The 20,703-nt window shown below is 53.9% G+C and carries 18 protein-coding genes; 13 read left to right on the forward strand and 5 right to left on the reverse strand.

Going from position 1 to position 20,703, the window contains the following annotated elements; all coding sequences use genetic code 11:
• Positions 1–162: 162 nt before the first annotated feature.
• Positions 163–1,749 carry a cyclic di-3',5'-guanosine monophosphate phosphodiesterase PdeC gene (gene pdeC, locus OGY68_RS10780; RefSeq protein ID WP_048236344.1) on the forward strand — a complete coding sequence of 529 codons (1,587 nt, stop codon included), beginning with the start codon at positions 163–165 and terminating at the stop codon, positions 1,747–1,749.
• 2 nt (positions 1,750–1,751) lie between these two features.
• Here the strand turns inward: pdeC and soxS are convergent, their stop codons facing one another.
• Positions 1,752–2,075 carry a superoxide response transcriptional regulator SoxS gene (gene soxS / locus OGY68_RS10785; RefSeq protein ID WP_003031731.1) on the reverse strand — a complete coding sequence of 108 codons (324 nt, stop codon included), beginning with the start codon at positions 2,073–2,075 and terminating at the stop codon, positions 1,752–1,754.
• 86 nt (positions 2,076–2,161) lie between these two features.
• Here soxS and soxR point away from each other — a divergent pair, with 86 nt between their 5' ends.
• The 4 genes from soxR to OGY68_RS10805 all read left to right on the forward strand — a co-directional run bounded on the left by soxR (position 2,162) and on the right by OGY68_RS10805 (position 7,346).
• Entirely contained in the window at positions 2,162–2,620 is a 459-nt protein-coding gene (gene soxR / locus OGY68_RS10790) for a redox-sensitive transcriptional activator SoxR (RefSeq protein WP_003826630.1), read from the forward strand.
• 608 nt (positions 2,621–3,228) lie between these two features.
• Positions 3,229–4,578: a guanine/hypoxanthine transporter GhxP gene (gene ghxP / locus OGY68_RS10795; protein ID WP_003826632.1), complete on the forward strand. Its 1,350-nt coding sequence runs from the start codon at positions 3,229–3,231 to the stop codon at positions 4,576–4,578.
• Positions 4,579–4,735: 157 nt separating this feature from the next.
• On the forward strand, positions 4,736–6,382 hold the full coding sequence (locus OGY68_RS10800) for a Na+/H+ antiporter (RefSeq protein ID WP_003826634.1): 1,647 nt from the start codon (positions 4,736–4,738) through the stop codon (positions 6,380–6,382).
• A gap of 472 nt (positions 6,383–6,854) precedes the next feature.
• Entirely contained in the window at positions 6,855–7,346 is a 492-nt protein-coding gene (locus OGY68_RS10805) for an REP-associated tyrosine transposase (RefSeq protein WP_057068910.1), read from the forward strand.
• A 75-nt stretch (positions 7,347–7,421) separates the two neighbouring features.
• Here OGY68_RS10805 and OGY68_RS10810 read toward each other — a convergent pair whose 3' ends face one another.
• Positions 7,422–8,312, reverse strand: a complete 891-nt coding sequence (locus OGY68_RS10810) for a LysR family transcriptional regulator (protein ID WP_057068913.1) — start codon at positions 8,310–8,312, stop codon at positions 7,422–7,424.
• 101 nt (positions 8,313–8,413) lie between these two features.
• Here OGY68_RS10810 and OGY68_RS10815 point away from each other — a divergent pair, with 101 nt between their 5' ends.
• Positions 8,414–8,824, forward strand: a complete 411-nt coding sequence (locus tag OGY68_RS10815) for a CidA/LrgA family protein (RefSeq protein ID WP_003826638.1) — start codon at positions 8,414–8,416, stop codon at positions 8,822–8,824.
• Complete coding sequence (locus tag OGY68_RS10820) at positions 8,817–9,506, forward strand: LrgB family protein (protein WP_003031745.1); 690 nt, start codon at positions 8,817–8,819, stop codon at positions 9,504–9,506. Before OGY68_RS10815 ends, OGY68_RS10820 begins: the two co-directional genes overlap by 8 nt.
• Positions 9,507–9,551: 45 nt before the next feature.
• Here the strand turns inward: OGY68_RS10820 and actP are convergent, their stop codons facing one another.
• From actP to acs, 3 genes are all read right to left on the reverse strand, one after another.
• Positions 9,552–11,201: a cation/acetate symporter ActP gene (actP, locus tag OGY68_RS10825; protein WP_008786931.1), complete on the reverse strand. Its 1,650-nt coding sequence runs from the start codon at positions 11,199–11,201 to the stop codon at positions 9,552–9,554.
• On the reverse strand, positions 11,198–11,512 hold the full coding sequence (locus OGY68_RS10830; protein WP_003031750.1) for a DUF485 domain-containing protein: 315 nt from the start codon (positions 11,510–11,512) through the stop codon (positions 11,198–11,200). The genes actP and OGY68_RS10830 overlap by 4 nt, the downstream gene beginning before the upstream one ends.
• Positions 11,513–11,754: 242 nt before the next feature.
• Positions 11,755–13,713: an acetate--CoA ligase gene (gene acs, locus OGY68_RS10835; protein ID WP_057068915.1), complete on the reverse strand. Its 1,959-nt coding sequence runs from the start codon at positions 13,711–13,713 to the stop codon at positions 11,755–11,757.
• 434 nt (positions 13,714–14,147) lie between these two features.
• Here acs and nrfA point away from each other — a divergent pair, with 434 nt between their 5' ends.
• Genes nrfA through nrfG form a run of 6 tightly spaced genes read left to right on the forward strand, consistent with a single transcriptional unit; the run spans position 14,148 to position 20,646 of the window.
• Positions 14,148–15,584 (forward strand): ammonia-forming nitrite reductase cytochrome c552 subunit, encoded by a 1,437-nt coding sequence (gene nrfA, locus OGY68_RS10840; protein ID WP_003826647.1) that lies wholly within the window; start codon positions 14,148–14,150, stop codon positions 15,582–15,584.
• Positions 15,585–15,628: 44 nt separating this feature from the next.
• Complete coding sequence (nrfB, locus tag OGY68_RS10845) at positions 15,629–16,195, forward strand: cytochrome c nitrite reductase pentaheme subunit (protein ID WP_003826649.1); 567 nt, start codon at positions 15,629–15,631, stop codon at positions 16,193–16,195.
• Entirely contained in the window at positions 16,192–16,863 is a 672-nt protein-coding gene (gene nrfC / locus OGY68_RS10850; RefSeq protein WP_003031761.1) for a cytochrome c nitrite reductase Fe-S protein, read from the forward strand. The genes nrfB and nrfC overlap by 4 nt, the downstream gene beginning before the upstream one ends.
• Positions 16,860–17,816, forward strand: coding sequence for a cytochrome c nitrite reductase subunit NrfD (nrfD, locus tag OGY68_RS10855; RefSeq protein WP_003826653.1), 957 nt, complete (start codon positions 16,860–16,862; stop codon positions 17,814–17,816). The genes nrfC and nrfD overlap by 4 nt, the downstream gene beginning before the upstream one ends.
• A gap of 8 nt (positions 17,817–17,824) precedes the next feature.
• Complete coding sequence (nrfF, locus tag OGY68_RS10860; RefSeq protein WP_057068916.1) at positions 17,825–20,038, forward strand: heme lyase NrfEFG subunit NrfF; 2,214 nt, start codon at positions 17,825–17,827, stop codon at positions 20,036–20,038.
• Positions 20,035–20,646, forward strand: coding sequence for a heme lyase NrfEFG subunit NrfG (gene nrfG / locus OGY68_RS10865; RefSeq protein ID WP_057068918.1), 612 nt, complete (start codon positions 20,035–20,037; stop codon positions 20,644–20,646). The genes nrfF and nrfG overlap by 4 nt, the downstream gene beginning before the upstream one ends.
• The last annotated feature ends 57 nt before the right edge of the window (positions 20,647–20,703 follow it).

Raw genomic sequence — 20,703 nt, forward strand, 5'->3', positions numbered from 1 at the left:
TTGCCTTACGGAAAAATAATATCATCATCAACTATTATCAGACTTTTACATAGAGAAGTCTGTTGCTAATACTGATAGATTCATGCAACTTAATCAGTCGGTGTTTATAGCATCCTGCCTTGATGGGTTCTGGCATATACGAAACAGGGAAATAGGGCTGACATGAATCACAGTGCGCGACGCAAGATGCTGAAGTTCCTGGGAACATTCATGGTGGTATTGTTCCCCGTGGTGCTGGCGATATGGTTTGCGCACATCCGGGCGATGACCGAAACCCATAGCCAACTCCGCTCTTTTGCTCAACTGGTGTTAAATAAAACAGAATTGGTGATCCTACAAGCTGATTTGGCGCGTGATATGGCCCAGTTGTATCAGGGTAAGATGTGTACCCCGGCACATCAGAAAAGTATGCTAAATATTATTCGCGGTCGTTTATATATCAGTGAGCTAATTTATGCGCAGGGCGATCACTTTTTGTGCTCTACGTCGATGGCGCCGCCTGTTACTTATATTATGCCGACAGCCGATTATAAACGTACGCCGGATATCGCCATCTATTACTACCGCGATACCCCTTTTTTCGCTGGCTACAGAATGACGTACATGCAACGCGGAAACTACGTCGCAGTCATCAATCCATTGTCCTACAGCGAAGTCATGTCAGATGATCCGGATCTCTCCTGGGGCGTGTATGACACAGTAACAGATACGTTTTTCTCTGCTAGTGAAGCGGCAAATATTGCGCAATTCGCGCCGCTCATACGCGGTGAAGCCTCGACCTTTCAACAAGACGATCGCTTCTACACCATCGTGCATTCAGAAAAACGTCCAATTGCGATTATTGTGTCGACCTCAGACAACCGCGTAAGTCAGATTTTCTATCACGAGGCGGCATTAACCATTCCCTTCGGGATTATCTGCAGCATCCTGATACTGCTAATGTGGTGGCGCACGCGCCAGGAATACTTATCTCCCCGGCGCTTATTAAAACGCGCGATCAAAAAACGTCAGCTTTGCCTGCATTACCAGCCGATCATTGATATTAAGAATGGGCAATGTGTTGGTGCTGAAGCTCTGCTGCGCTGGCCGGGCTGTAAAGGTGAGGTGATGAGCCCGACGGAGTTTATTCCACTGGCTGAAAAAGAGGGAATGATTGAGCGGATCACGGATTATGTCGTTGAAGAGGTGTTCAACGATTTGGGGTATTTTCTTTCGGCGCATCCTCAGCTTTCTATATCGATTAACCTTTCCGCTTCTGACTTTCATTCATCCCGATTGATTGCTCTGATTAACGACAAAAATCGTGAGTACTCCGTGGCGGCCCAGCAAATTAAAGTCGAAGTGACCGAGCGTGGGTTCATAGATGTACATAAAATGACCCCCGTAATCCAGGCGTTCCGCAAAGCGGGTTATGAAGTGGCATTTGATGATTTTGGCACGGGATATTCCAATCTGCATAATTTGTCAGCGCTGAATGTCGATATCCTGAAGATCGACAAATCGTTTATTAGCACGTTGTCCACTAACAGCACCAGTCACTTGATTGCCGAACATATTATTGAGATGGCACAAAGCTTACACCTGAAGACGATTGCGGAAGGGGTGGAAACGAAGGAGCAAATCGAATGGCTGCTTGAACGCGGCGTACAGTATTGTCAGGGCTGGTATTTTGCGAAGGCGCTGCCGCCGCAGGAGTTCATGCACTGGATACAACGGTCGCCCGCCATACTGACGCAGAGCGGGCAATAATCTTACAGACGATGGCGGTAGTCGCTGGGAGTACGATCAAATTCGCGGCGAAACACACGCGAGAAGGTTTGTTGCGACACATAACCAAGATCCATCGCGATATCAAAAATAGGTCGCTCAGTTGTCCGTAGTTCAACGGCGGCCAGCAAAAGTCGACGCTGGCGGATGTAGTCACCCAAGGTCTGGCGCGTCACCGTGCGGAACATTCTTTGTAAATACCACTTCGAGTAACCTGATTTTTTCGCCACCGCCTCAATGTTGAGCGGTTGATCGATATGTTCATCAATCCATTCAATAAGGGTCTGAATAATCTGCTGATGGGACATAGGGCTGCCTCTTTCTCAGTATTCGATTCGTCGTTTTGTCTGTGGGCGAGTATAATTCCTCAAGTTAACTTGAGGTAAAGCGATTTATGGAAAAGAAATTACCCCGGATAAAAGCGCTGCTCACACCAGGTGAAGTCGCCAAACGTAGCGGCGTGGCGGTATCGACCCTGCATTTCTATGAAAGCAAAGGGTTAATCAGTAGCATGCGCAACAGCGGCAATCAGCGGCGATACAAACGTGATGTGTTGCGTTACGTCGCGATAATCAAGATTGCTCAACGCATCGGGATCCCGCTGGCCACGATCGGTGACGCGTTAGGTGTATTACCTGAGGGGCATTCGCTTAGTGCCAAAGAGTGGAAGCAGCTCTCTTCGCAATGGCGTGAAGAACTGGACCGACGCATCCATACTTTGGTGGCGCTACGCGATGAGCTGGATGGGTGTATTGGTTGCGGATGCTTGTCACGTAGCGATTGCCCGTTGCGTAACCCTGGCGATCAGCTTGGCGAGCAGGGGACCGGAGCGCGCCTGCTGGAAGATGATTAATTGGTTTAAAATATGTGACGGGTATGAAGGATATAAAACTAAAGCGCCACAGAGGGCGCTTTAGTTTGGTTCCGGTCTTTGTCTTTCACTCTATCCCGCTGGTTCACGGGAGGGTTTCCCCCGACATCAACACCCCTCAGTCGAGCACATTAGGGGAGGTTCCGGCCTGTGTTGATAATGTAAGTGTAAGCCACCTCCCTCCATTTGCCAGTGAAATGGTGATTTTTTAGCCAAAAAATTTTACGCATCTTCACCTGTTTTCTTGCGCGAGTTGCGCGAAATAAACACGCCGATGTTGTAATAACTCCGCGAAATTTGTTGCCAAATTGCGCATTGACGATAACGTTTGCGCATCGACTGGTTATTTCTTGCGCGTTATAAGAAGAAATGAGTAAAAAGCGGCAAAGTTCAGTTGAAAACCAGCGTATGATCGCTAGATAATCGTTTGCTTTTTTTTACCACCCGTTTTTTATGCGCGGAGCTAAACGTTTGCTTTTTTGCGACACCCCTATTGACGCAAACCTGGCACATGGAGAAAACGTTTAGCAGGCAGTGGATTGTCCAGCACGCATAATGACGAAAAAATAAACTCTCAGGGGATGTTTTCTATGTCTACGCCTTCAGCGCGTACCGGCGGTTCACTCGACGCCTGGTTTAAAATTTCGCTCCGCGGCAGTACCGTTCGTCAGGAAGTCGTTGCCGGATTAACGACCTTCCTGGCCATGGTCTACTCCGTTATCGTGGTTCCGGGGATGCTGGGTAAAGCCGGGTTCCCACCTGCTGCTGTATTTGTGGCGACCTGTCTGGTCGCGGGCGTCGGTTCTATTGTGATGGGCCTGTGGGCAAACCTGCCGCTGGCAATTGGTTGCGCCATTTCTCTGACCGCATTTACCGCATTCAGCCTGGTGCTGGGCCAACATATTAGCGTGCCCGTTGCGCTGGGTGCGGTGTTCCTGATGGGTGTCCTGTTTACCATCATTTCCGCGACCGGTATCCGTAGCTGGATCCTGCGCAATCTGCCGCAGGGCGTTGCGCATGGTACGGGGATTGGTATCGGCCTGTTCCTGCTGCTGATTGCGGCAAACGGTGTCGGTCTGGTAATTAAGAACCCGCTGGACGGCCTGCCGGTTGCGCTGGGTGACTTCGATACCTTCCCGGTCATTATGTCGTTAATTGGTCTGGCGGTGATTATTGGCCTCGAAAAACTGAAAGTACCGGGTGGCATTCTGCTGACCATTATCGGTATTTCCGTGGTTGGTCTGATTTTCGACCCGGCCGTGCATTTCTCCGGCATTTTTGCCATGCCGTCTCTGAGTGATGAAAACGGCAACTCGCTGATCGGCAGCCTGGATATCATGGGTGCACTGAACCCGATTGTCCTGCCGAGCGTGCTGGCGCTGGTCATGACCGCTGTCTTCGATGCAACCGGAACCATCCGCGCGGTAGCCGGACAGGCGAATCTGCTGGATAAAGACGGACAGATTATCGACGGTGGCAAAGCGCTGACCACTGACTCCCTGAGCAGCGTGTTCTCTGGTCTGGTGGGTGCAGCTCCGGCGGCGGTTTACATTGAATCCGCAGCGGGTACGGCGGCAGGCGGTAAAACTGGCCTGACAGCGATCACCGTTGGCGTACTGTTCCTGCTGATCCTGTTCCTCTCTCCGCTCTCTTATCTTGTACCTGTGTACGCAACGGCACCTGCGCTGATGTATGTGGGTCTGTTGATGCTGAGCAACGTCGCGAAAATCGACTTTGCTGACTTTGTCGACGCAATGGCAGGACTGGTTACGGCCGTATTTATCGTGCTGACCTGTAACATCGTTACCGGCATCATGATTGGCTTTGCTACCCTGGTAATTGGCCGCATCGTTTCTGGTGAATGGCGCAAACTGAACATCGGCACCGTGGTGATCGCCATCGCGCTGGTGGCCTTCTACGCCGGCGGTTGGGCTATCTGATTCTGATTTCCTGACGATCCTAAAAACGGGTGGCTTTGGCCGCCCGTTTTCATTTTCAGAACACACTCGTTGTCTTTTGCGTTACTCTCAATTAGATAGAATTGAGGCACGACGCCTCTCATTAGCAATCATAAGAAACATCGCAAACAGGGAACGCATGGAAATCTTTTTCACCATACTCATCATGACCCTTGTGGTCTCGCTGTCGGGGGTATTTACTCGCGTATTGCCCTTCCAACTTCCTTTACCCCTTATGCAGATCGCCATCGGCGCCTTGCTGGCGTGGCCGACGTTTGGTTTGCATGTGGAATTCGATCCTGAGCTGTTCCTGGTTCTGTTCATCCCGCCGCTGCTCTTTGCCGATGGCTGGAAGACACCAACGCGTGAGTTTCTCGAGCACGGGCGAGAAATTTTCGGCCTGGCACTGGCGCTGGTGCTGGTCACGGTGGTCGGCATTGGATTTATGATTTACTGGCTGGTGCCGGGGATCCCTCTCATCCCAGCCTTTGCGTTGGCTGCTGTGCTATCGCCAACCGATGCCGTCGCACTTTCCGGCATTGTGGGAGAGGGACGTATACCGAAGAAAATCATGGGTATCCTGCAGGGCGAAGCGTTGATGAACGACGCCTCCGGTCTGGTCTCTCTGAAGTTTGCCGTCGCCGTGGCGATGGGGACAATGGTATTCACCGTTGGTGGCGCAACGCTTGAGTTCTTCAAAGTGGCGATTGGCGGCATCCTGGCTGGTTTTGTCGTCAGTTGGCTGTACGGCCGCTCCCTGCGCTTCCTCAGCCGCTGGGGCGGTGACGAGCCGGCAACGCAAATAGTCCTGCTGTTCCTGCTGCCGTTTGCATCTTACCTGATTGCGGAACATATCGGCGTTTCCGGTATCCTCGCGGCGGTCGCTGCCGGGATGACGATCACCCGTTCCGGGGTGATGCGCCGCGCGCCGCTGGCGATGCGTTTACGTGCTAACAGTACCTGGGCGATGCTGGAGTTTGTGTTTAACGGCATGGTCTTCTTGCTGTTAGGGCTACAGTTACCGGGGATTCTGGAGTCTTCTTTGGCGGCTGCCGAGGCCGATCCGAATGTTGAAATCTGGATGCTGTTTACCGATGTCGTGCTGATTTACGTGGCGCTAATGCTGGTGCGTTTTGGCTGGCTGTGGACCATGAAAAAGTTCAGTCTGCGCTTCCTGAAGAAAAAACCGATGGAGTTTGGATCCTGGACGACGCGTGAAATCATGATCGCCTCTTTTGCCGGTGTACGCGGGGCCATTACCCTCGCCGGTGTACTCTCCATTCCTCTGTTGTTACCGGACGGTAGCGGCTTCCCGGCGCGATATGAGCTGATCTTCCTTGCCGCAGGCGTGATCCTGTTCTCGTTGTTTGTTGGCGTGGTGATGCTGCCGATTCTGCTACAACATCTGGAAGTGGCAGACCACTCGCAGCAGCAGAAAGAGGAACGTATTGCCCGCGCCGCCACGGCAGAAGTGGCGATTGTCGCGATCCAGAAAATGGAGGAGCGACTGGCCGCGGACACCGAAGAGAACATCGATAACCAGTTGCTCACCGAGGTGAGTTCACGCGTGATTGGTAACCTGCGTCGACGCGCCGACGGGCGCAACGATGTGGAAAGCTCGATGCAGGAAGAAAACCTCGAGCGACGTTTCCGCCTGGCAGCGCTGCGTTCAGAACGCGCGGAGCTTTATCACCTGCGCGCCACGCGTGAAATCAGCAATGAAACGCTGCAAAAACTACTGCACGACCTGGATTTGCTGGAAGCGCTGTTGATTGAGAATCAGTAAACGGTAGTGCCTGATGCGGCCTACAAGACCGGCATACCGATGTATGCCGAATAAGGCGTTAGCCGCATCCGGCGAAGGGTGTGCCTGATGCGCTACGCTTATCAGGCCAACAAGATCGGCAATAGCGATGTAGGCCGGATAAGGCGCTAGCCGCATCCGGCGAAAGGTGTGCCTGATGCGCTACGCTTATCAGGCCTACAAGACCGGCAATAGTGATGTAGGCCGGATAAGGCGCTAGCCGCATCCGGCGAAGGGTGTGCCTGATGCGCTACGCTTATCAGGCCTACAAAACCGGCAATAGCGATGTAGGCCGGATAAGGCTTTAGCCGCATCCGGCGAAAGGTGGGCCAAATGCCGCGCAACTGGCTGCAAGAAATTATTCATCGTGTAATTTGTGAGTGGCTTTCCTGAACGAATCCATCCCTCTTGTCGATTCCCTCTTTTCTCCATACGGTTGAGGAAAGGGGGAAACATGTCCAACTATCGACGAAATTACATCAATGGGGGAACCTGGTTTTTTACGGTAAATCTGCAGGACCGTCGAAGCCATCTTCTGACTGCCAACATTCACGCGCTTCGGTGTGCAATCGCTGCGGTCAAAAAGGTTAGGCCTTTTCGCATCAATGCGTGGGTCGTTTTACCCGAGCATATGCATTGTATATGGACGTTACCTGGCAATGATGCGGATTATTCCTCTCGCTGGCGGGAAATTAAGAAGCATTTCACCCACTCATTGTCTTCCCGACATATCTGGCAATCTCGCTTTTGGGAGCACACCATCCGTGATGAACATGATTATCGCCAGCATGTTGATTATATTTACATTAACCCTGTGAAGCACGCCTGGGTAAAACAGGTACAGGATTGGCCTTTTTCAACATTTCATCGTGATGTGAGGCACGGTTTGTACCCGCAAGATTGGGCAGGTGAAATCATGGATTTTAATGCGGGTGAACGTGCCTGATGCGCTACGCTTATCAGGCCTACAACACCGGCATACCGATGTAGGCCGGATAAGGCGTTAGCCGCATCCGGCATTTTACGACGCTTGCGGTAGCCAAAACCCTTCACAGCATTTGAGCCACGCCTGGGCGCTGTGCGACAGATACACGCCTTCGCGCCAAATCATGCCCAACTGCCAGCGTAAGTCACTCTCCAGAGGGATCCAGCGCAACGTTTGCTTATCCAGCCGCTGGCAAATCGGCTCCGGTAAAATGGCAATCCCGATCCCGGCTTGTACCATTGCCGCCAGAAAATCCCACTGCCCGCTGCGCACCGCGATGCGGGGTTTGACGTTGTGTTGGCTAAACAGCTCAAGCAATTGGCGGCTCAACGCGAAATCTTCGTTGTAGATAAGCAGCGGATGTTCCGCCAGCGCCTCGGGGGGAATAGATTCGCACGTTGTCCACTGGCCGGAGCGAGGAACCAGCACACAGAGTGGATGGCTAAAAAGCGGTAAGGTTGCCAGACCGCTCTCTTCTTCAACCGGCAGCGCGGTCATCGCGACATCCAGGTCACCGTTCATTACCGCCTGCTGAACGGTTAAGCCGCCAAATTCAGAGACCTTCAGCTCCACGCCGGGATAGCGCTGGCGAAACAGGCCGATCGGCCCGGCCATTAACATCCCCACCATGGGCGGGATACCGAGGCGCAGCACGCCCTTGTTGAGGTGATTAATGTCACTGAGTTCCGCTTCAAGCTGGCGAAACTCGGCAAGGATTGCCAGGCCGCGTTCGAAAACGACCTGCCCGGTGTCGGTTAACAGCAGTCGCCGACCGTCGCGGATTAACAGCGTGCAGTTAAGCTCGTCTTCAAGGTTCTTCAACATCTTACTGATGGTGGGCTGGGTGACAAAAAGCTTCTCCGCTGCGCGGGTAAAGCTCTGCTGACGAACTACCTCAACAAAATATCGCAGCGTTCTGATATCCATGATTATTCCTTAAGACTATGCCTGCAATGAGTTTAATTCATTTCAGTCCTGGACGGGGGCTCTCTATACTGGCGCTCTCTATTTTTTAAGGACATACCCTCATGGCTGTGGCGATAAGCCGCGTGACGCCTGCCGTTATTCATCGACTCCAGATCCCCGTTCAGGTTCTGTTGTATGCAGGTCTCTTTGTATTTGCTCAATATCTTGTCTCCTGGCTGCATCTACCGCTTCCTGCCAACCTGGTCGGGATGGTGCTGATGCTGGCGTTAATTGTCTGCCGGGTTATCCCGCTGAACTGGATTCGCGCAGGTGCTCGCTGGTTACTGGCTGAAATGCTGCTGTTTTTTGTTCCGGCGGTGGTCGCCGTTGTGAACTACACGCAGCTGTTGCTGGTTGATGGCTGGCGTATATTTGCCGTGATTGCGATCAGTACGCTGATGGTGCTCGGCGCAACGGCGTGGGTGGTGGATAAAGTGTATCGCTATGAAATGCGCAGGCTAAACCGTGAGTAATTTCCAGCTAAGCGTATTGTGTCTGGTGATTACGCTGGGTATCTACTTTGCCAATAAGCGTCTGTATCGCCGTTTTCGTAAATTACCCCTGATGCCATTAGTTCTCACCCCGGCCCTGCTGGTGCTGATGCTGGTTTTCGGCCATATCTCCTGGCAAAACTATATTGGTGAATCGCACTGGTTGCTGTGGCTGTTAGGCCCGGCGACCATCGCCTTTGCCGTTCCGGTGTATGACAACCTTGCCGTGATTAAGCGTCACTGGATGTCGCTGACGGCGGGCGTGGTAACGGCAACGCTGGTGGCCGTCACCAGTTCCGTATGGCTGGCGCGCCTGTTTATGTTGCCTGATGAGATCCAACGTAGTCTGGCGGTGCGCTCCGTCACCACACCGTTTGCGCTGGCGGCGGCAGAACCGTTGGGCGGGCAGCCGGACCTGGTGGCATTGTTCGTGGTGGTGACCGGCGTATTTGGTATGGCGGTCGGCGATGTGCTGTTTTTACGGCTTTCCATTCGTGAAGGGATGGCGAAAGGCGCAGGATTTGGCGCAGCATCGCACGGCGCAGGCACGGCACGCTCTTATGAACTCGGTCAGCAGGAAGGGGTCGTTGCCAGCCTGGTGATGATGCTTTCCGGCGTGGTAATGGTGCTGGTGGCACCGCTGGTGGCGAGGCTGATGTTCTGAGAAAGGATGTAATCCTCCGGCCCGAAAGCCGGAGGAGAAGGGAAGTTAGTGCGCGCGACCTTGTTCTACGCCGTACCCGGTCTGGGAACGGATGAACTGAGCACGGAACTGCTCGCGTTCGCGGTTGCCTTCTTCTGAGTTGTCGGTGGCAGAGAAGAACCAGATCCCGAGGAATGCTACGCTGATGGAGAACAGCGCCGGATACTCATACGGGAAAATGGCTTTTTCGTGACCGAGGATCTGGACCCAAATCGTTGGACCAAGAATCATCAGCACCACTGCCGTCAGCAGGCCTAACCAGCCACCCAACATTGCGCCACGCGTGGTCAGTTTCGACCAGTACATAGAGAGCAGAATGATGGGGAAGTTACAGCTCGCCGCGATGGCGAACGCCAGGCCGACCATGAAGGCGATGTTCTGGTTTTCGAACAGCACGCCGAGCACGATGGCAATCACGCCCAGCACCAGCACGGTTATTTTCGAAACCCGCAGCTCTTCACGTTCGGTGGCGCCTTTGCGGAACACGTTGGCGTACAGGTCGTGAGACACTGCCGATGCGCCCGCCAGCGTCAGACCGGCAACCACCGCCAGAATGGTGGCAAACGCCACGGCTGAGATGAAGCCGAGGAACAGGTTACCGCCCACCGCATTCGCCAGGTGAACCGCCGCCATGTTATTACCGCCAATCAGCGCGCCCGCAGCATCTTTGTACGCCGGATTTGCACCTACCAGCATGATTGCGCCAAAGCCGATGATAAAGGTCAGGATATAGAAATAACCCATAAAACCGGTGGCGTAGAACACGCTCTTACGTGCTTCACGGGCATCGCTAACCGTGAAGAAGCGCATCAGGATGTGCGGCAAGCCCGCCGTACCAAACATCAGGCCGAGACCTAACGACAGTGCGGAGATTGGGTCTTTTACCAACCCGCCCGGGCTCATAATGGCTGAACCTTTCGGGTGTACCGCCATCGCTTCGGTGAACAGATTATTGAAGCTAAAGCCGACGTGCTTCATCACCATAAAGGCCATAAAGCTGGCACCGAACAGCAACAGTACGGCTTTGATGATCTGTACCCAGGTGGTCGCCAACATGCCGCCAAACAAAACGTACATCATCATCAGCACGCCAACCAGTACGACAGCGATGTGATAGTTCAGACCAAACAGCAGCTCAATCAGCTTACCTGCACCAACCATCTGCGCGATCAGATACAGCGCAACCACCACCAGGGAACCACAGGCGGACAGAATACGGATTGGCCCTTGCTTCAGACGATAAGACGCAACGTCTGCAAAGGTGTAACGACCCAGGTTACGCAAACGCTCAGCAATCAGGAACAGGATAATTGGCCAGCCGACCAGGAAGCCGAGTGAATAGATCAGCCCGTCATAACCGGAGGTAAAGACCAGCGCGGAAATCCCGAGGAACGATGCCGCCGACATATAGTCGCCCGCAATCGCCAGCCCGTTCTGGAAACCGGTGATGTTACCGCCAGCGGTGTAGTAGTCATTACGCGAACGTACGCGCTTTGACGCCCAGTAGGTAATGCCGAGCGTAAAGATGACGAAAATCAGGAACATGATAATCGCCTGCCAGTTGGTTGGCTGGCGTTGGACTGCACCGCTAATAGCATCCGCCGCGTTTGCGGCGAAGGGCAGCGTGGCGGCAAGCGCCGTCAGGACTCTCTTCATGATGCTTTAACCTCGTGCAAAACCGCATTGTTCAGGCGATCGAATTCACCGTTTGCCCGCCAGATGTAGATCCCGGTCAGGATGAAGGAGATAAGGATCACACCGACCCCAATCGGAATACCGCGGGTGACGCTGGTTCCCGCGTGTAGCGGAGTACCCAGCCAGCCCGGCGCAAAGGCAATCAATAATATAAAGCTGATATAAACTGCCAGCATGATGATGGACAGAATGGTGGCAAACCGTTGCCGTTTTTCTACTAACTCCCTGAAACGCGCACTGTCTTCTATCCGCTGATAAATTTGGTCATTCATCACAGAGCTCTCCAGAGGTCCCCCTGCGTCTTTCGTGCTACAAGTTCGTTGGCCGCACTCGCCCACCCCAGTCACATAGTGAACTATGCTCTTGGGGATGTGCTCGCTTGCCGCCTTCCTGTAACACGAAATCCTTTGGGGGAGGTTTTTTATATTTCCCTCCCGGTGAAGAGAGGGTAGGGTCAGATTTGTAGGCCGGATAAGACGCTTTCGCGTCGCCATCCGGCATTTTCAGGACTTTGTTATGATGGCATCGCGATGGCCTGCTTCTCTTCGAGCAGTTTCTCCACGACGCCAGGATCGGCGAGGGTCGAGGTATCGCCCAGATTGCTGGTATCGCCCGCCGCAATTTTGCGCAGGATGCGGCGCATGATTTTGCCGGAGCGGGTTTTCGGCAGTGAGTCGGTCCAGTGCAGCACGTCTGGCGTTGCCAGCGGGCCAATTTCTTTACGCACCCAGTTGCGAACCTCGGCGTACAACTCAGGTGACGGCTCTTCACCGTGATTCAGCGTGACGTAGGCGTAGATCGCCTGGCCTTTAATATTATGCGGAATTCCCACCACCGCGGCTTCGGCAATCTTCGGATGCGACACCAGCGCTGATTCGATTTCAGCCGTTCCCAGACGGTGGCCAGAGACGTTCAGCACATCGTCCACACGTCCGGTGATCCAGTAATAGCCATCTTCGTCACGGCGCGCGCCGTCGCCGCTGAAGTACATATTCTTGAAGGTAGAGAAGTAGGTTTGCTCAAAGCGTTCGTGATCGCCAAACAGCGTTCTCGCCTGGCCTGGCCACGAGTCGGTAATCACCAGGTTACCTTCCGTCGCGCCTTCCAGTGGATTACCTTCGTTATCGACAATCGCAGGCTGTACGCCAAAGAATGGACGGGTTGCAGAACCGGCTTTCAGCTCGGTAGCGCCCGGCAGTGGGGTGATCATGAATCCCCCGGTTTCGGTCTGCCACCAGGTATCGACGACCGGACATTTTTCGTTGCCGATCTTCTTCCAGTACCACTCCCACGCTTCCGGGTTGATCGGCTCGCCAACGGAACCCAGGATACGCAGCGACGAACGGTCAGTACCTTCAATCGCTTTGTCGCCTTCTGCCATCAGTGCGCGAATGGCGGTCGGTGCGGTATACAGAATATTGACCTGGTGCTTGTCCACAACCTGTGACATACGCGCAGGCGTTGGCCAGTTTGGTACGCCTTCGAACATCAGCGTGGTTGCGCCGCAGGCCAGCGGACCGTACAGCAGGTAGCTGTGTCCGGTTACCCAACCCACGTCAGCGGTGCACCAATAGATATCGCCTTGATGGTAATCAAACACGTACTTAAAGGTGGTTGCAGCGTAGACCAGATACCCGCCGGTAGTGTGCAGCACGCCTTTCGGCTTGCCGGTTGAACCGGAGGTATACAGGATAAACAGCGGATCTTCCGCGTTCATCTCTTCCGGTTGGTGTTCTGAGCTGGCTTTCTCGATAAGATCGGACCACCACAGGTCACGGCCTTCCTGCCACTCCGTTTTACCACCGGTACGTTTGAGGACGACCACATGTTCAACGGTTTTCACGTTTGGGTTTTTCAGCGCATCATCCACGTTCTTTTTCAGTGGGATAGCGCGCCCGGCGCGTACGCCTTCGTCGGCGGTGATCACCAGGCGTGAATTGGAGTCGATAATACGTCCGGCGACGGCTTCCGGTGAGAAACCACCGAAGATGACAGAATGCACGGCCCCAATGCGGGCACAGGCCAGCATGGCAACCGCAGCCTCTGGCACCATCGGCATATAAATGGCCACCACATCACCTTTTTTAATGCCTAAATCCAGTAGCGTATTGGCGAAACGGCAGACATCGCGATGCAACTCGCGATAGGTAATGTTTTTGCTTTGGGTAGCGTCATCGCCTTCCCAGATAATGGCGGTACGATCGCCGTTTACCTGCAGATGGCGGTCAAGGCAGTTTGCGGCCAGGTTCAGGGTGCCGTCTTCGTACCATTTAATAGACACGTTGCCTGGTGCGAAGGAGGTGTTCTTCACCTGGCTGTACGGCTTGATCCAATCAAGAATCTTTCCCTGCTCGCCCCAAAATGTGTCGGGTTCGTTAACGGATTGCTGGTATTTCTCTGCGTACTGCTCCGGATTTATCAGGCAACGATCCGCAATGTTTGCGGGAATAGCGTGTTTATGTATTTGGCTCATGGCTTTTGTTCTCCTTGTAGGATGTTAATAATATGTCTCATAAACGTTAAATGTAGGGGCTTTGAGAGTTTTGTTTAGTATTTGCGCGGCAGATCACGCAATAAACGAATTGTGCAAATTAGCGACAAACTGAATTTTGAAGGGAACTAGCAAAAATTGATTAAATCTCGCGATAACATGCAGTTATCTAAAGGATTGTTGAAAAGGTGATCTGTCTCTGAATTAGACAAAAGAGTGAGAGATTAGAGGGGTGTTATAACTCTAAAGTGGTATTTTACATACACTTACAATTGATTAAAAACAACATTTTCAGTGTGGTTTCTTGTTACAAATAGGGTGGAGCAATGTCATGACAGTATTCGTGTGGTTGCTGTTGTGGAAAACAATAAAAGAACCGCCATTGCAGATAATGGCGTCATCTGGATGAGACCCCTATGGCAAGGATAAAATCACGCGTACGCCGTTTCTTCAGCCTGTTATTACCTTTATTATTTATTTCTGCTGTTCACGCTGAACAAACTTCTGTACCTGCAAAAACCGTCACCGTTGAAGCGAAGAATGAAACCTTCGCACCTCAGCATCCCGATCAATATCTCTCCTGGAAAGCCACGTCTGAGCAATCAGCCCGTGAAGATGCACTGGCAGAAGATCCGCGTCTGGTGATCCTGTGGGCGGGATACCCATTCTCGCGCGATTACAACAAACCGCGGGGACACGCGTATGCCGTGACCGATGTCCGTGAAACCTTACGTACCGGCGCACCAAAAACGGCAGAAGATGGTCCGTTGCCGATGGCCTGCTGGAGCTGTAAAAGCCCGGACGTAGCGCGTCTTATCCAGAAAGACGGTGAAGATGGCTACTTCCACGGTAAATGGGCGCGCGGCGGTCCGGAAATTGTTAACAACCTCGGTTGTGCGGATTGCCATAATACCGCGTCACCAGACTTCGCCAAAGGCAAGCCAGAACTGACCCTGTCGCGTCCTTATGCAGAACGCGCGATGGAAGCCATCGGTAAACCGTTTGAGAAAGCCGGTCGCTTTGACCAGCAATCCATGGTCTGCGGCCAGTGCCACGTGGAATACTACTTCGACGGTAAAAACAAAGCCGTTAAGTTCCCGTGGGACGACGGCATGAAAGTCGAGAACATGGAGAAATACTACGACAACATTGCTTTCTCTGACTGGACCAACTCCCTGTCTAAAACGCCGATGCTGAAAGCGCAGCACCCGGAGTATGAAACCTGGAGCGCGGGCATTCACGGCAAGAACAACGTGACCTGTATCGACTGTCACATGCCGAAAGTGCAAAACGCGGAAGGCAAGATCTATACCGACCATAAGATTGGTAACCCGTTCGACAACTTCCCTCAGACCTGCGCGAACTGCCACACCCAGGACAAAGCGTCCCTGCAAAAAGTGGTCGCCGAGCGTAAACAGGCCATTCATGACCTGAAAATCAAAGTTGAAGATCAGCTGGTTCGTGCGCACTTCGAAGCGAAAGCCGCATGGGATGCGGGCGCGACTGAAGCGGAAATGAAGCCGATTCTGGAAGATATCCGTCACGCACAATGGCGCTGGGACCTGTCTATCGCCTCACACGGTATTCATATGCACGCCCCGGAAGAAGGTCTGCGGATGCTGGGTAGCGCAATGGATAAAGCCGCCGACGCGCGTACCAAACTGGTCCGTCTGCTGGCGACCAAAGGTATCACGCATGAAATTCCGTTGCCGGATATCTCGACCAAAGAGAAAGCCCAGGCGGCGATTGGTCTGAACATGCAGCAAATCAATGCTGAGAAGCAGGACTTCATCAAAACGGTGATTCCACAGTGGGAAGATCAGGCACGTAAAAACGGTCTGTTAAGCCAATAACCCCATTCCGCCCCGCAAGGGGCGGATAACTCAACGGAGTGAATATGAGCGTATTACGTTCGTTATTAACTGCTGGGGTGCTGGCGTCAGGCTTGTTATGGAGCCTGAGTGGAATCACTGCCACGCCAACGCCGCAGGAGTCGGATCAACGCTGGACGGTTACCCAACAGCGTAATCCGGATGCCGCCTGTCTGGACTGTCACAAGCCGGATACCGAAGGCATGCATGGTAAGCATGCGGAAGTCATCAACCCGAATAACAAACTGCCGGTCACCTGCACCAACTGTCACGGCCAGCCGTCACCGAACCACCGTGAAGGGGTGAAAGATGTGATGCGCTTTAATGAGCCGATGTACAACGTGGAGCAGCAGAACAGCGTCTGTATGTCCTGTCACCTGCCTGAGCAGCTGCAAAAAGCGTTCTGGCCGCACGATGTCCACGTAACCAAAGTGGCGTGTGCCAGCTGTCACTCACTGCATCCGAAGCAAGACACGATGCAAACGCTGAGCGATAAAGGACGGATCAAGATTTGCGTCGATTGCCATAGCGATCAGCGTAACAATCCGAACTTTAACCCGGCGTCGATTCCGTTGCTTAAGGAGCATCCATGAGTTGCTCTCGTCGCCAGTTTATCACCGGCGTCGGCGCGCTGGTGGCAGTGAGCGGGACGGCGGGGCGCGTTGTGGCGAAGACGCTGAACATCAACGGCGTGCGTTACGGTATGGTACATGATGAGTCATTATGCATCGGCTGTACGGCCTGTATGGATGCTTGTCGCGAAGTCAACAACGTGCCGGAAGGCGTATCGCGTCTGACGATTATTCGCAGTGAGCCGCAAGGAACGTTTCCTGATGTGAAGTATCGCTTCTTCCGTCACTCGTGCCAGCACTGCGACCACGCTCCCTGCGTTGACGTCTGCCCGACGGGGGCATCGTATCGTGATGCCGCCAGCGGCATTGTGGATGTGAACCCGGACCTTTGCGTTGGCTGCCAGTACTGCATTGCCGCGTGTCCTTATCGCGTGCGCTTTATCCATCCGGTGAGCAAAACGGCGGATAAATGCGATTTCTGCCGGAAAACCAACCTGAAAGCGGGCAAACAGCCCGCCTGCGTTGAGTCATGTCCGACGAAGGCGCTGACGTTTGGTAATCTGGACGATCCCAACAGCGATATCTCCCGTTTGTTGCAGCAGAAAACGACCTACCGTTACAAGCTGGCGTTGGGTACAAAACCGAAGGTCTACCGCGTTCCCTTTAAATTTGGGGAGGTGAGCCAATGACATCCGCTTCTGCATTTCATTTTGAATCACTGGTGTGGGACTGGCCCATTGCCATCTATCTGTTCCTGATAGGTATCTCTGCCGGACTGGTCACGCTGGCGATTCTGCTGCGTCGCTTCCATCCGGAGGCGGGCGGTTCGGACAGCACGCTGCTGCGCACTACGCTGGTGTTAGGGCCGGGGGCGATTATCCTCGGTCTGTTGATTCTGGTGTTCCACCTGACGCGTCCATGGACCTTCTGGAAACTGATGTTCCACTACAGCTTCACTTCGGTGATGTCGATGGGGGTCATGTTGTTCCAGTTGTACATGGTGGTGTTAGTGCTGTGGCTGGCAAAAATCTTTGAAAAAGAGGTGATTGCTCTGCAACAGCGCTGGCTGCCGCGGTTAGGTATCGTGCAGAAAGTATTGACGTTGATAGGGCCGTTCCATCGTGCGCTTGAGACGTTAATGCTGGTGCTGGCGGTCCTGCTCGGGGCGTACACCGGTTTTCTGCTGTCGGCGCTGAAATCTTACCCGTTCCTGAATAACCCGATCCTGCCGGTGCTGTTCCTGTTCTCTGGGATCTCCTCCGGCGCCGCGGTGGCGCTGATCGCCATGGCGTTACGCCATCGTAGCAACCCGCACAGCACCGAAGCGCACTTTGTGCATCGCATGGAAGTCCCGGTGGTATGGCTGGAGATCTTCCTGCTGGCGGCGTTCTTCGTCGGTCTGGCGCTGGGCGATGACGGCAAAATGCGCGCGCTGGCGGCGGCATTGGGCGGCGGATTCTGGACCTGGTGGTTCTGGCTTGGCGTGGCTGGGCTTGGGCTGATACTGCCGATGCTGCTAAAACCCTGGGCCAACCGCAGTTCGACGTTTCATGGCGTGCTGGCAGTGTGCGGCGCCAGCCTGACCGGCGTACTGCTGCTGCGTTTTTTTATACTCTATGCGGGTCAGCTAACCGTTGCGTAAGGTGATATCTGGACGTTCTCCTTCCTGAAGCCGGTTTTCTGGCGCTGTTATTAAGCCTTGGGGTCAACGTGTTGACCCCGCTTGCCGTGCTGGTGGGTGTCCGCCAGCGCTGGCAAGGGGTGATGCGGCTTGCAACGGTGGGCGTGTGGGCGCAATTTACCCTGCTACTGCTGGCTTTTGCCATTCTGGTATTCTGCTTTTTGACCAGCGACTTTTCGGTGGTCTACGTTGCTCAGCACAGCTACAGCCTGCTGCCGTGGGGATTAAAACTGGCGGCGGTGTGGGGCGGTCATGAAGGATCGCTGCTGCTGTGGGTGCTGTTTCTTTCCGGCTGGAGCGCGCTGTTCGCTTTACGCTATCGGCGTGATACCGACGCGCTGTTTCCGCTGACGCTCAGCGTCCTTTCAATGATAACGGCCCTGCTGTTGCTGTTTGTGGTGCTATGGTCCGATCCGTTCGTGCGCATCTTCCCGCCAGCCATTGAAGGGCGCGACCTTAACCCGATGCTGCAACATCTCGGGTTAATCCTCCATCCACCTCTGCTGTACCTGGGTTACGGTGGTTTGATGGTGGCGGCAGGCGTGGCGCTGGCCTCGCTGCTACGTGGTGACTTTAATGCGCAGAGCGCCTGGGTGTGCTGGCGCTGGGCGCTGCCCGGCTGGTGCGCGCTGACGCTGGGGATTATCCTCGGCTCCTGGTGGGCCTACTGCGAACTGGGCTGGGGCGGCTGGTGGTTCTGGGACCCGGTTGAAAATGCTTCCTTATTACCCTGGCTTTCCGCCAGCGCGCTGCTGCATAGCCTGTATATCACGCGCCAGCGCGGAATCTTCCGCCACTGGTCGCTGCTACTGGCGATCGTCACGCTGATTTTATCGCTGCTTGGGACGCTGATTGTACGTTCCGGTATTCTCGTTTCGGTACATGCTTTCGCGTTGGATAACGTCCGCGCCGCGCCCCTGTTTGTGCTGTTTACCGTGTTGAGTCTGGCGTCGCTCGGGCTGTACGCTTGGCGGGGCCAGCAAGTCCGGCAGAATGCGCGTTTTGGCGGTTGGTCACGCGAGATGCTGATTCTGGTTGCGCTGCTGCTCTTTAGTGCGGTGCTGCTGATTGTGTTGATTGGCACGCTCTACCCGATGATTTACGGGCTGTTCGGCTGGGGACGGCTCTCCGTAGGCGCACCGTACTTTAACCGCGCTACGCTGCCCTTTGGCCTGCTGATGCTGCTGGTTATCGTGCTGGCAACGGTCAGAAGCCGCAACGTGTCTTTCCGCATCCAGCTTCCGGCACTGCTGGCGCATGCCGGGGTGCTGGTGTTTGCGGCGGGGATCGTCTTTTCCAGCGGTAGCCGTCAGGAGATAAGCCTGAACCTGAGCCCTGGGCAGCAGGTTGAACTGGCGGGTTACATTTTCCGTTTTGAGCGCCTCGACCTGGAAGCCAAAGGTAACTACACCAGTGAAAAAGCGCAGATCACGCTGTGGCACAATGAGAAACGTATTGGCAGCCTGCAACCTGAAAGGCGCTTCTATGCCGCGCGCCGTCAACAGATGATGGAGCCGGGGATCCGCTGGAATCTGATGCATGACTGGTACGCGGTAATGGGTGAAAAAACCGGACCTGACCGCTATGCCATGCGTTTGTACGTGCAGACCGGCGTGCGCTGGATTTGGGGTGGGGGACTATTAATGGTCTTTGGCGCGCTGCTGTGCGCGTGGCGAGGAAGGAAGCATCCAGAGTTATTGCCTGATGGCGCTGCGCTTATCAGGCCTACGAGTGAAAAGCATGGTAGGCCGGATAAGGCGTTCACGCCGCCATCCGGCAAAACGATGTTACTTGTGGCTTTACTGATTTTTCTACCTTTTACCACCCATGCCCAGGTTGTGGATACCTGGCGCTTTGAAAATCCGCAACAGCAGGAACAAGCGCTGTCCATTGCCAGCCAGCTTCGCTGCCCGCAGTGTCAAAACCAAAACTTGCTGGAATCCAATGCGCCGGTAGCGGTCAGTATGCGCCATCAGGTTTATAGCATGGTAGCGGAAGGGAAAAGCGAAGCCGAGATCACGACATGGATGACCGAGCGTTATGGTGACTTCGTTCGTTATAATCCGCCGCTGAATGAGCAAACGCTGCTGCTGTGGGCGTTACCGTGCCTGTTGTTATTGCTGGTAGGGGTGGTGGTCTGGCGAGTGAGAAGACGTCAGCATACGGAGGCAGGTGAACAATGAACCAGTCCGAACCGCTGTTACGCCCAATGCCTGTGAAGCGGCTGACCGCTGCGGCGGTGCTGATGGTTGTGGCCTGCATTGGAGGCTACTTGTTGACGCCAAAATGGCAGGCGGTTCGTCAGGAGCAGACGCGGCTGGCGGACCCTTTACATGCTTTCTCCGATGAGAATGTTCAGGAAAAACAGTTGCTTTTGCTGCAATCGCAGATTCGCGCTAATCCCCAGAACGGCGTGAAATGGGCGCAACTCGGGGAGTACTATCTTTGGCAAAACGCGTATCATAATGCGCTGCTGGCCTACGAGCAGGCGCTGCGTGTCGGCGGTGAAAATGCTGAGATCTATTCAGCGATGGCAACGGTATTGTATTACCAGGCCGGACAACATATGACGCCACCCACTCGCGAGATGATTGATAAGGCTCTGGCGCTGGATCCGGCAGAGGTCACAGCGCTGATGCTGTTAGCCTCAGATGCGTTTATGCAGGCAGACTACGCCCAGGCTATTTCAGTGTGGCAAAAGGTTATGGATTTAAACTCGCCTAGGGTGAACCGGGCACAGCTCGTTGACTCTATTAATATGGCGAAGTTATTGCAGAATCGGCAAAAATAAATTTGTTTTTTTTGTGATTTGTATCATTTGGCCTGTTTAAAAAACAGGCAAACGAAC

Origin of the sequence: Citrobacter sp. Cpo065, assembly GCF_030332805.1 — a bacterium.
GTDB lineage: Bacteria > Pseudomonadota > Gammaproteobacteria > Enterobacterales > Enterobacteriaceae > Citrobacter > Citrobacter portucalensis.